At 38.2% G+C, this 11,861-nt stretch carries 14 protein-coding genes and 1 tRNA gene; 11 read left to right on the top strand and 4 right to left on the bottom strand.

Annotated features, from left to right (window positions below):
- Positions 1 to 66: 66 nt before the first annotated feature.
- From glyQ to DV434_RS05305, 10 genes are all read left to right on the top strand, one after another.
- Entirely contained in the window at positions 67 to 975 is a 909-nt protein-coding gene (glyQ, locus tag DV434_RS05350; protein WP_005628151.1) for a glycine--tRNA ligase subunit alpha, read from the top strand.
- Between the two features lie 58 nt (positions 976 to 1,033).
- A complete protein-coding gene (locus DV434_RS05345) occupies positions 1,034 to 1,294 on the top strand; it encodes a hypothetical protein (RefSeq protein ID WP_118785388.1) in 261 nt (86 codons plus the stop codon).
- Positions 1,295 to 1,298: 4 nt separating this feature from the next.
- The gene (locus DV434_RS05340) at positions 1,299 to 1,736 is read left to right on the top strand and encodes a hypothetical protein (RefSeq protein ID WP_118781762.1); all 438 of its coding nucleotides are present in this window, start codon (positions 1,299 to 1,301) and stop codon (positions 1,734 to 1,736) included.
- 17 nt (positions 1,737 to 1,753) lie between these two features.
- Positions 1,754 to 3,019, top strand: coding sequence for a histidine-type phosphatase (locus tag DV434_RS05335; RefSeq protein ID WP_118785387.1), 1,266 nt, complete (start codon positions 1,754 to 1,756; stop codon positions 3,017 to 3,019).
- Positions 3,020 to 3,024: 5 nt separating this feature from the next.
- The gene (locus DV434_RS05330; RefSeq protein ID WP_118785386.1) at positions 3,025 to 3,390 is read left to right on the top strand and encodes an endonuclease domain-containing protein; all 366 of its coding nucleotides are present in this window, start codon (positions 3,025 to 3,027) and stop codon (positions 3,388 to 3,390) included.
- A 243-nt stretch (positions 3,391 to 3,633) separates the two neighbouring features.
- On the top strand, positions 3,634 to 4,200 hold the full coding sequence (locus tag DV434_RS05325; protein ID WP_118785385.1) for a hypothetical protein: 567 nt from the start codon (positions 3,634 to 3,636) through the stop codon (positions 4,198 to 4,200).
- A 42-nt stretch (positions 4,201 to 4,242) separates the two neighbouring features.
- Positions 4,243 to 6,309 carry a glycine--tRNA ligase subunit beta gene (gene glyS, locus DV434_RS05320; protein ID WP_118785384.1) on the top strand — a complete coding sequence of 689 codons (2,067 nt, stop codon included), beginning with the start codon at positions 4,243 to 4,245 and terminating at the stop codon, positions 6,307 to 6,309.
- A gap of 116 nt (positions 6,310 to 6,425) precedes the next feature.
- Positions 6,426 to 7,088 (top strand): glycosyltransferase family 25 protein, encoded by a 663-nt coding sequence (locus DV434_RS05315; RefSeq protein ID WP_118811528.1) that lies wholly within the window; start codon positions 6,426 to 6,428, stop codon positions 7,086 to 7,088.
- Between the two features lie 147 nt (positions 7,089 to 7,235).
- Positions 7,236 to 7,312 (top strand) — tRNA-Ile (locus DV434_RS05310).
- A gap of 267 nt (positions 7,313 to 7,579) precedes the next feature.
- Positions 7,580 to 8,404 carry a class II glutamine amidotransferase gene (locus DV434_RS05305; protein ID WP_118785382.1) on the top strand — a complete coding sequence of 275 codons (825 nt, stop codon included), beginning with the start codon at positions 7,580 to 7,582 and terminating at the stop codon, positions 8,402 to 8,404.
- Between the two features lie 57 nt (positions 8,405 to 8,461).
- On the opposite strand, the gene DV434_RS05300 is transcribed toward DV434_RS05305, so the two are convergent.
- The 4 genes from DV434_RS05300 to bcp all read right to left on the bottom strand — a co-directional run bounded on the left by DV434_RS05300 (position 8,462) and on the right by bcp (position 10,773).
- Positions 8,462 to 9,229, bottom strand: a complete 768-nt coding sequence (locus DV434_RS05300) for an energy transducer TonB (protein WP_118785381.1) — start codon at positions 9,227 to 9,229, stop codon at positions 8,462 to 8,464.
- Positions 9,230 to 9,238: 9 nt separating this feature from the next.
- Positions 9,239 to 9,682 (bottom strand): TonB system transport protein ExbD, encoded by a 444-nt coding sequence (gene exbD, locus DV434_RS05295; RefSeq protein WP_005627856.1) that lies wholly within the window; start codon positions 9,680 to 9,682, stop codon positions 9,239 to 9,241.
- 3 nt (positions 9,683 to 9,685) lie between these two features.
- A complete protein-coding gene (exbB, locus tag DV434_RS05290) occupies positions 9,686 to 10,138 on the bottom strand; it encodes a TonB-system energizer ExbB (RefSeq protein ID WP_005627854.1) in 453 nt (150 codons plus the stop codon).
- 167 nt (positions 10,139 to 10,305) lie between these two features.
- The gene (gene bcp / locus DV434_RS05285) at positions 10,306 to 10,773 is read right to left on the bottom strand and encodes a thioredoxin-dependent thiol peroxidase (protein WP_118785380.1); all 468 of its coding nucleotides are present in this window, start codon (positions 10,771 to 10,773) and stop codon (positions 10,306 to 10,308) included.
- Positions 10,774 to 10,874: 101 nt separating this feature from the next.
- On the opposite strand from bcp, the gene dapA reads away from it, so the two are divergent.
- The gene (gene dapA / locus DV434_RS05280; protein WP_118785379.1) at positions 10,875 to 11,771 is read left to right on the top strand and encodes a 4-hydroxy-tetrahydrodipicolinate synthase; all 897 of its coding nucleotides are present in this window, start codon (positions 10,875 to 10,877) and stop codon (positions 11,769 to 11,771) included.
- The last annotated feature ends 90 nt before the right edge of the window (positions 11,772 to 11,861 follow it).

Genomic DNA, 11,861 nt, shown 5'->3' with positions numbered 1-11,861 from the left:
CGCCTTTATCCGCCTTGCGCTTTCAAGTATAATGCGGGCATTTTTAATCACATTAGATCAACGATTATGAGCACAAAATTCAACGTAAAAACATTCCAAGGTATGATTTTAGCCCTGCAAGAATATTGGGCAAACCAAGGCTGCACCATTGTGCAACCTTTTGATATGGAAGTGGGCGCAGGTACCTCTCACCCAATGACCGCATTACGTGCATTAGGCCCAGAGCCGATGGCATTTGCTTATGTGCAACCTTCACGCCGCCCGACAGACGGTCGCTACGGTGAAAACCCAAACCGTTTACAACACTACTACCAATTCCAAGTAGTGATCAAACCTTCTCCAGATAACATTCAAGAACTTTATTTAGGCTCGCTTGAAATGCTCGGTTTCGATCCGACCAAAAACGATATCCGTTTTGTAGAAGATAACTGGGAAAACCCAACCTTAGGTGCTTGGGGCTTGGGCTGGGAAGTGTGGCTAAACGGGATGGAAGTGACCCAGTTTACCTATTTCCAACAAGTGGGCGGCTTAGAATGTAAACCTGTAACGGGCGAAGTGACTTACGGTTTAGAGCGTTTAGCGATGTACATCCAAGGCGTCGATTCTGTTTATGACTTAGTTTGGTCTGACGGCCCGTTAGGCAAAACCACTTATGGTGATGTTTTCCATCAAAATGAAGTTGAGCAATCAACCTATAACTTTGAACACGCAAACACAGATTTCTTATTCTACTGCTTCGACCAATACGAAAAAGAGGCACAAGAGTTATTAGCCTTAGAAAAACCATTACCATTGCCAGCTTATGAACGTATTTTGAAAGCAGCACACAGCTTCAACTTGTTAGATGCACGTAAAGCAATTTCAGTGACCGAACGCCAACGCTATATTTTACGTATTCGTGCATTAACTAAAGGCGTGGCTGAAGCTTATTATGCAAGCCGTGAGGCCTTAGGTTTCCCGGGTTGTAAAAAATAACGCTTAAAGGTAATTCAAAAAAGTGCGGTGAAATTTGGCCGCACTTTAGGAGAGAAAAATGAACAAACCCATTCTTTATTATGCGGCAGATTGCCCTGATACTGCGCCATTTGTGGCAGAGTTAAAACGCTTGGGTGTGGATTATGAGTCAGTGGAAGTACTATCTTCCATCCCGAATTTGAAACAATGGTTACGCTTGCGTGATCGTCACGCCGCATTTGATGATGCAAAAGCACAAGGTTATGCGGGCTTTCCGGCGTTATTGTTAGATGACGACCGTGTTATTTTGGATGAATCCAAATTAAAAGAGATTTTTTAAAGTAATGAAGAAAGTCGGGTTTTGGCAATTTTTATTTAAAATTGGCGATGATTATTTAATGTTTTTACGTAACTTAACGCCAGCAGTGTTATTTTTATCACTGGCATTATTTATGTTTTCTGAGCTGGATTGGCGGCATTGGGAGTGGGGTAATCTGCTTGTGCTATTTTTATGCCTCGCTTCTGGATTTATTGCACTTAGTGTAATGGCAATTAATACCGTCTTTTTTGTACGTAAGATGCTGAAAACCTTAAGAACACTGAGTGGAGAGAGCGAACTTGATGAAAATATTGGTACGCTCGCATTATTTAAAATGCTCTGGCTGGAAAGCAACAGTAAACAGTTAATCTTTTTTGCGGTAGTCAATATTGTTGCGGTATTTATGGTGTTAGTTTACGGCACCAAATATGCATTGAATTTTTATAGCTCAATTCAACATTAAATGATTAAGTCTCGAATATGAAAAAAATAACCCTAAAAGTCACCGCACTTTTGCTCGGCTCTGCTTTAGCAAATAGTGTGTTAGCAACAGAAAATAGCTCAAATTCCTCAACTTCTGATTATGAATTAGAGAAAGTATTGATTTTCAGCCGACATGGGTTGCGTTCACCAGTGGAAAAAGATCCGCAAGAAATGGCGAAATATTCCCCTTATGAATGGGCAAAATGGAATGTGCCATCAGGCTATCTCACGGCAAAAGGGACGGTGTTAGAAACCTATTTCGGACAGTATTTAGGTCAATGGCTTGCAGATAAAGGGTTACTAACAACAGAGCGTTGTGCATCGGGCGAAGGTATTTTCGCTTATGCGAATGGTGTGCAACGCACTATTGCTACAGGTCAGGCGATTGTTTCAGGTGCATTTGCGGGCTGTAATGTTCAACTGCAACATCACGGTAAAATTGGTTCAGAAAAAGATCCGATTTTTAATACACAAGCGCATAATCCAAGCAAAGCCTTGATTGAATCTGCAAAAAATAACGTTGATTTAACCGCTTTACAGCAAAAATTAGCGCCAAATTATGCGCTATTGAGTGAAATCATCGATTATAAAAATTCACCAAACTGCTTACAAAAAGGCGAGTGTGATTTAGGTGGAAAAGTCGGTGAATACAGTATTAAAGACGGCAAGTCAGTCAAAATTACTGGCTCTATCAGCAAAGGAAAGAAAATTGTCAGTGCATTATTGCTCGCTCATTATGTGGGTAAGCCTGATTCAGAAATAGCAAACGGCCGCGTGGATAGCCAAGAAAAATGGCGTGCGATTAACGAAATTAAAAACGAATATTACCGCACGTTATTTAAAAACAACGAAGCGTTGGCACAAAATACCTCATATCCGTTGTTAGCATTTATTCAGCAACAGCTAAATAGTGAAAACAAAATTAACTTATTAGTTGGACATGATTCTAATATCGTCGCTCTGCTGGCTGCACTAGGCGTTGAGCCTTATGAATTGAATGATTCATTGGAAAATATCCCAATCGGTGGCAAGTTACTATTTGAAGTGTGGAAGCACAAACCAAGTGGCAAGCTTAAATTTAAGTTGGATTATGTGTATCAAACCACTGAACAACTGATTAACATCACGCCATTAAGTTTAGCGACACCACCAAACCAAACAGCATTAACGCTCAAAGGCTGTGAAAAAGATGAAAAGGGCTTTTGTGATTATGAGCGTTTTCAACAGGTGTTGAGGGAGAGTATTGAAAACGGTAAGAAATAGTTTTCATGCAACCTTATGAAAAATACTTAAAAGAAAATTCGCAGAAATTGCGAGTGGAGCAGACGGATGCGGAAAGAAAATTATGGCAACGCATTAATCGAGATCAATTATTAGGATTTCGATTTAATCGACAAAAGCCATTTTTAAGTTATATCGTTGATTTTTATTGTGCGAAAGCAAAGCTGATTATCGAATTAGACGGTAGTCAGCACTATGAACCTGATTATCAGGAAAAAGATGCATTGCGAGATGCAGAATTAAATTCACTTGGTTTTACGGTGATGCGGTTTAGCAATGATGAAGTCATGCGTGAAATTGAAGCGGTAGTAGAGCAGATTTATTTGTTTTTAGAGAATGTAAGGGCTGATTGAGTATGAGCGTTAAGTAGCTCTGCCAAATCTCCCCTACCCCTCTTTGCTAAAGAGGGGGATTTCTTGAGTAAATTGATAGTAACTGACTCATTTACATTTTAATTTCAATAGAGATTAAATTATCTGCTTTCAAAAAACGTTAAAGTAGAACATAAATATTTAATTCTCCAAAGATCCAATCCCCTCTTTAGCAAAGAGGGGTAGGGGAGATTTGGCAGAAGTGAAAACAGAGAAATATAAAAGATGATTAAGAAACTATATTCAATAATTTTTATTTGCGTATTGTTAATAATAGGTTGTACGAATAGTAATTCCGTTGTTCAAAAACAAATAACACATATACGTTTTTTTGATAATTCTATTCATGTTCAGATAAATGAAAAACTGTATCATTTAAAGAGCAAAGATAAGAAAACAATACAACAATTTAAAGAATTTTATGATAGTTACCATTATAAAGTATCTAAACAAGCTTTAAACCTGCAAATACTAACGCAAAGTTCTAATGAGCTTATATACTCACTTTTTATTGATAAAAATCTATTAAGTGATGATGACTTAATCAAATTAAAAAAAGTATATCAAGCTGAAGCTTATGAAAAACAATATATAAAAGTAACATTCTTGGCTGATGCTGAGACTTTTTATGGTTTAAATAATTTAACTGATGAATATAAATTAGATACCCCACTACCAATAGTAGTAACTGACAAAAGACCTTTTTTTGAAACTAGTAACGGTCAATTGTTATTTATTTTAACAATGCCAGTTTGGGTACCATTTGCATTAGTATTTGGTTTAAAGCCTTAATATTTATAATGATATAAATTATGTTTACATAGAGACTCCAAAATGACAACCCAAAACTTCCTAGTAGAAATCGGCACGGAAGAGCTGCCACCAAAAGCTCTCAAAACATTAGCGACCTCTTTTGCGGATAACGTTGAAGCGGAATTAAACCAAGCAGGTTTATCATTCGACAAAATCGAATGGTTTGCGGCGCCGCGTCGTTTGGCGGTGAAAGTATTAAACTTAGCAACACAGCAACCGAGCAAAGAGATCGAAAAACGCGGGCCAGCAGTGTCAGCTGCCTTTGATGCAGAAGGCAAACCAACTAAAGCAGCAGAAGGCTGGGCGCGTGGTTGTGGCATTACTGTCGAGCAAGCAGAACGCATTGCGACTGATAAAGGTGAATGGCTTGTTCACCGTGCAAAAATTGAAGGTCAACCGACCAAAAACTTACTTAACGATATTGTGGCTAATGCCTTAGCAAAATTGCCAATTCCAAAACCAATGCGTTGGGCTGACAAAACGGTGCAGTTTATTCGTCCGGTTCATACTGTGACTATGTTGTTAGGTGATGAGTTAATTGAAGGCGAAATTTTAGGTGTAGCAAGTGCGCGTACTATTCGCGGCCACCGTTTCTTAGGCGAGAAAGAATTTGAAATTCAACATGCAGACCAATATCCGCAATTATTACGTGAAAAAGGTTCGGTGGTAGCGGACTTCAACGAGCGTAAAGCAGAAATTCTTGCAAAATCTCAAGCAAAAGCGACCGCACTTGGCGGCGTGGCTGACATTGAAGAAAGCTTGCTTGAAGAAGTGACTTCGTTGGTGGAATATCCAAACGTATTAGCGGCAAAATTTGAAGAACGTTTCTTAGCTGTGCCTGCGGAAGCGTTGGTTTACACCATGAAAGGCGACCAAAAATATTTCCCAATTTATGATAAAGACGGCAAATTATTACCGCACTTTATTTTCGTATCGAACATCAACCCTGAAGATCCAACCGCGATTATCGAAGGGAACGAAAAAGTGGTGCGTCCACGTTTAACCGATGCGGAATTCTTCTTCAAAACCGACTTAAAACAAAAACTGGTTGATCGTTTACCACGTTTAGAAACCGTATTGTTCCAACAACAACTCGGTACATTGAAAGACAAAACTGACCGTATCGAACAACTTGCAGGCGAAATTGCAAAACAAATCGGTGCAGATGAAGCGAAAGCAAAACGTGCGGGTTTACTGTCAAAATGTGACTTGATGACGAACATGGTATTTGAATTCACCGATACGCAAGGTGTAATGGGTATGCACTATGCTCGTCATGATGGTGAAGATGAAGAAGTGGCAGTGGCGTTAAACGAACAATATATGCCACGCTTTGCGGGTGATGAATTACCTAAATCTTTGGTGGCAAGTGCGGTCGCTTTAGCGGATAAATTTGACACCTTAACGGGTATCTTCGGTATCGGCCAAGCACCCAAAGGCAGTGCAGACCCGTTCGCATTACGTCGTGCGGCATTAGGTGCATTGCGTATTATCGTAGAGAAAAATTTACCACTAGATTTAGAAGATTTAGTGAAAAAATCAGCCGCACTTTTCGGTGATAAACTCACGAATCAAAATGTGGTTGCTGATGTAGTGGACTTCATGCTCGGTCGTTTCCGTGCATGGTATCAAGATGAAGGTATTGCGGTGGATGTAATTCAAGCGGTATTGGCGCGTCGTCCAACTCGCCCTGCTGATTTTGATGCGCGCGTGCGTGCGGTATCTCACTTCCGTACTTTAGATTCAGCAGAAGCGCTAGCAGCAGCAAATAAACGTGTCAGCAATATCTTAGCCAAAGCGGATGCTGCAATTGGTGAGATCAATTTGACCGCTTGTGTAGAACCAGCAGAAAAAGCCCTTGCTGAAGCTGTACTTGCATTACGCACTGAAGTTCAACCGCTTATCGCACAAGGCGATTACACCGCAGTATTAGATAAATTAGCGAACTTACGCGCACCAGTAGATAGCTTCTTTGATAACGTAATGGTAAATGCTGAAGATCCAGCATTACGCCAAAACCGCTTAGCGATTTTAAATACGTTACAAAGCTTGTTCTTACAAGTAGCGGATATTTCTGTTTTACAATAATGATTTAATGCCCAGAAATGGGCTTTTAAATTTATATTCTAATCAAAGAAGGAAATTATGCTTGAACAAACAAACAAACAAACAAACAAACAAACAAACAAACAAAAGGGTACGTTATTAATTTAAATCGATCTCCTGAACGATTAAAAAAGTTTTTTTCTCAAACTTCAGCAAATTTATTTACGCGTATGCCCGCTGTTGATAAGAAGTTACTTGAACTATTTGATTTAGAAATTTTTTTTAATATTTCACAGTGTGAAAGTTTAATGGGACAGAAGGTAACCTCAGGCGAAATTGCTTGTACCCTTTCCCATATTGCATGTTGGAAAGCAATTGCAAATGACGATGATTTACTGGAGCGAGATTTTGCTATTATTGCTGAAGATGATGTGCTCTTAAAAGATGATTTACAATCCTCACTTCAAAAAGTGATAGATGTTTTTGAAAACGGATATTTTTTGAACCAAGAAAATGTAGATTTAATTATTTTACAAAGTTTAGCCTTTGATTGGTTTAATTTAGATGAAAATTTCTGTCCTATGTATTATGGTTATAATAATCAGGGATCAAGTTTATATTTAATACGAAAATCTCTTGCAATTGAATTAACTGAAAACTTAAAAAAAGAAAAACCTTATTGGCTAGCTGATTGGTTTGAAGTTTTTTGTGATAAAGAAAGGGTAAGAGGGGTTAAGCCTCATTTGGGTTATATTATTGGAGGGCATAATGCACCTTCTGATTTAGAGGCGGATCGTCAAAGAGCAAGGTGTAATACGTAATAATTTGAATACTTTCCATAATTAAATATTGAGTGACATTTAGAGCTCTTCTTTTAATAGTGATAAATATGGATGATTGATTTTTCATCAATCATCCCTTCTTTTATAGACTTCAAGTGATTATTTCTCTATAATCAACCGCACTTTCCCCCCTTAGCTCAGTCGGTTAGAGCAGGCGACTCATAATCGCTTGGTCACTGGTTCAAGTCCGGTAGGGGGGACCATTTTCCCTTTCTATACCCTTTAAATTTCCTTAGATTAATTTCTTCTATCAATATTTATTACTTTAATTCCAGATCTTATTTTTGAATCGGATTCTCATTAGAAATAATTGGTAATGATTTCTAGAAAATGGTGCGTTAACTAAAAGTATCATTTCTAAGAGACCTAATACCTACATGACATGAAAAATCCATAGAATCTCTATTGATATTCCTTTCATAATGGTGTTAAATCACTCATATATTGTGAGGTTATATCTTATTTAAATTATGTGTCAATTACTCGGAATGAATTGTAATACGCCGACGGATATTGTCTTTTCTTTTGAAGGCTTTCGTCGTCGTGCTGGTTTAACTGATTGTCATTCAGATGGCTTTGGAATTGCTTTTTTTGAAGGGCGTGGAGTGCGTATTTTTCGCGACAATCAAGCTGCTAGCCTTTCCCCCATCGCTGATTGTGTGAAGCAATATAAAATCAAGTCTTTGAATGTTATTGCACATATTCGTAAGGCGACTCAGGGTGAAGTGAATATTGAAAATACTCATCCGTTTATTCGTGAAATTTGGGGGCAAAACTGGGTTTTTGCGCATAATGGTAATTTGAAAAACCTACCAGATATGACAAAACATTTTTTGCAGCCAATAGGTTCTACAGATTCTGAAGCTGCTTTTTGTTATATGGCGGAATATCTTAAAAATACTTTTCGTAAAAAACCGAGTGAAATGGAAATTTTTGAAGCTATTCAAAAAGTAACAAAAGAGCTTGCTCAACACGGCACATTTAATTTTATTCTTTCTAATGGAGAGTGGATGATAGCCCATTGTTCAACGAATTTACATTATGTCATACGACAAGCGCCTTTTGGTAAAGCACACAGAATTGATGATGATGGTGTCATTGATTTTAGTGATTATGCAAAGGAAGGCGATAAAGTGAATATCATTACAACCTTTCCATTAACCAAAGATGAAAATTGGACAAAAATGGAAAATGGTGGATTTGTATTTTTTAAGAACGGAGATAAAATTGCTGAAGTGGTAGGTACTCCGAAAGAAGCGATTGATGATGGTACCTTAGGTAATCGAGCGGCTTAATTAAATCTAGCCAAAGAAAAGTGCGGTTAAACTCAAAGAGAATTAACCGCACTTTTTTTATTGAAGCGTGAAACTAATTGGCACGTTTAACCCTGAAGGGAATCCTGAAGGTCTTGCACCGACAGGTCTTGCGCTGTTAACTGCTTCTAATGCTGCATTATCTAGGCTTTCATCACCTGATGATTGAGTAACGCGAGCACCACTTAGTGAGCCATCCGGGCCTACATTGAAGGACACACTGACTTTACCTTGCTTACGCATCATTTTTGCGCGAGTAGGGTAACGTTTATGACGTTCAATTTCACGACGAATTGCGGAGCGATAGGCTGCCATTTCGCTCGTGTCTGTTCCACTACCCGCTACTTGTGCATTGCTATTGGTGGCGCCAGTTGTGGTCGCTTTAGCATTCACGTTTGCACTTGAATCAATATTTTTATCACCTTTTGGTAGATCTTTATTGATTGGTTTTTCTTGTGGTTTAACGTCTTTTTTCGGTTTATCCTTTGGCTTTTCTTTAGGTTTTTCTTTTGGCTTTTCTTTTTCCGGTTCTTTGATTTTTTGTGGTTCAGGTTTTACCGTTGGATCTTCCACAACTTCTTGTTTTTCTGGTTCTGGCTCTTTTTGTACATTTTCTGGCTCAGGAGCAGGTTCTTCCATCACCATGCCTTGCACCATTTCCATGGAAATACTTGTGGATATGTCGCCTGGTGCGCTATTGGCGCTATCACTTGGCTTATTCCAACTCCATAAGATTAACCCTACAACAATGCTGTGCACGATCAAAGAAATAAGCAAACCTAATAGCGAACGTTTTGTTTGCTGCATAATTATTCCTTAAGGCGTCGTTGGCACAGATTGAGCGGGTGCAGATTCTTGAGGATTTTTACCCGCACTTTTACCCTTATCTTTCATAGAAACAATAGCTACATTTTTGATCTCATTTTTAGAGAGCATATCTGTAATGGTAACAAAGTCTTGGAAAGAGGCTTCAGCATCAATTTTTAATGTGACTTTTTGATCTTTATTCCATTGGGCAATTTCTGCTTCTAGGGCTTCTTGTGTAATAGGTCTATCATTGAAATAGAGTTGTTTATCCGCTGTCACAGTCAATAATTTAGCAAGCTCATCAGCTTTAAATGCAACGGCTGTACTGGCTTTAGGTACGTTAACTTGAATTTTACCTTGAGAGATAAAAGACGCAGTGATAAGTACCACAGCAAGCAACACCAACATAATATCAATGAAAGGGATAATGTTGATTTCATCGAATTTTTTCACAGACTATTCCTTATCTTTTTGTTCGTTTAACACTTTCCATTTCAAACGATTAACTTCAACTTTACGACCTAAACCGTTATAAAACACCATCGATGGAATAGCCACAAGAATACCCAATGCTGTCGCTTTTAATGCTAAAGATAAGTGCATCATAATCACGCCAGTGTCAATTTCGCCACCGCCATGACCTATTTGATAAAACGTTAATAAAATCCCGATAACTGTACCAAGCAAACCAACATATGGCGCGTTTGCACCAATAGTAGAAATCACGGTCATATTGCGATTTAAATCGATATCTAATGCGTGAATGGTGGAATAGTGTGCGACGTTTACCTTTCTTAAGAAAAGATAACGTTCAATTACCATGGCTAGCATAATAATGCTCATCAGTAATAATAAACCGATGATAAAGTAGTCACTGTACTGTTGTAAAAAATCAAAAAGCTGCATCATTTTTTTCTGTCCTTATTATTTGAGAAATATCTTGGGAATATAATTGAGAATGAATTTCAATCAAGGATAAATTCTAGCAAAGGCGGAATAACGCGTAAATATTGAACTGAAAAAATAATGAATTTTTACCGCACTTTATATAGAAAAGTGCGGTAATTTTTGAAGGGTTATAGGGATCGAAGATAATCTACGATAACTTGATGATGTTCTGTTGTTTTGAATTTATCAAATACGTGAATAATTTTTCCGTTTTCATCAATTAAAAAACTAATTCGGTGAATACCATCGTAAGTTTTACCCATGAATTTTTTTTCACCCCATACACCAAATTGTTCTGCAATTTTGTGATCAGGATCGGAAAGTAGTGTGAAATTAAGGGCTTTTTTCTCAATAAACTGAGCTAATTTTTTCGGTGTATCGGGGCTAATGCCAAGTACAACTAAACCTAATTCATCTAATTCTGATTTACTATCACGCAATCCGCATGCTTGCGTTGTACAGCCAGGCGTGAGTGCTTTCGGGTAAAAATAGACTAACACTTTTTTACCGAGAAAATCATTTAAAGAAACGGGTTGTTCTTGCTGATTTAATAACGTAAAAATGGGTGCTTGGCTACCAACGGATAATGGATTCATAAAAAGCTCCTTTGATGAAAAAATATTTGCAAATTCAAGTCATTTTAGCGACTATAACGAGCTATACCAAATAATAAAATTAAAAAACCAACGGAGGTTCTATGTCAGCACTAAATCCTTTATTTTCAGGCAGTATTGTTGCACTTGTTACACCGATGAATAATTACGGTGAAGTAGATTTCGCTTGTTTAGAAAAATTGGTGGAATATCACATTGAGGCAGGCTCTAATGCGCTTGTTTCTGTGGGAACAACGGGTGAATCAGCAACATTAAGTATTGAAGAAAATGTAAAGGTTATTGAGAAGACGGTTGAATTTGCCAAGGGGCGTATTCCTGTGATTGCTGGCGCAGGCGCAAATGCGACAAGCGAAGCAATTACAATGACTAAATTATTACGCGATAGCGGCGTTGCGGGTTGTCTATCCGTTGTACCTTACTACAATAAACCAACCCAAGAAGGAATCTTCCAGCATTTTAAAGCCATTGCTGAATGTACAGATTTACCGCAAATTCTTTATAACGTACCAGGTCGTACCGGTAGCGATATGAAGCCAGAAACGGTTGCTCGTTTAGCAAAAATCAACAACATTGTTGGTATTAAAGAAGCAACGGGAGATATTAGTCGTGTCACCAAAATTAAAGAACTCGCAGGCAAGGATTTCATCGTTTTAAGTGGTGATGATGCAACGAGTTTGGATGCGATGAAACTCGGCGCAGAAGGCGTGATTTCTGTAACGAATAACTTAGCACCAAAAGATATGGCTGATATGTGTCGCTATGCGCTTGCGGGAGATTTTGCTAAAGCCGAAGAAATTAATGCTCGCTTAATGCGTTTACATCATGATCTCTTTATCGAATCGAACCCAATTCCTGTGAAATGGGCGGCTTATCGTTTAGGTTTAATTAAGTCAGCACATTTACGCTTGCCATTGACGGTGTTAAGCGAAGAGGTTCAACCAAAAGTAGAAGAAGCACTGAAAATCGCAGGATTATTATAAAAATCAGGGATAAGTTATTACCCCTAAACTTTTTGCATTATAGGCTGTCGAAGTGCGGTCAAAATTCATAAAGTTTTCAATTTAGTTAAG

This window comes from Haemophilus haemolyticus (genome assembly GCF_003493685.1).
In the GTDB taxonomy this organism is placed as follows: Bacteria; Pseudomonadota; Gammaproteobacteria; order Enterobacterales; family Pasteurellaceae; genus Haemophilus; species Haemophilus haemolyticus_O.
Note: the sequence above shows the minus strand (reverse complement) of the source record. Positions and strands in the feature narration are given on the sequence as shown.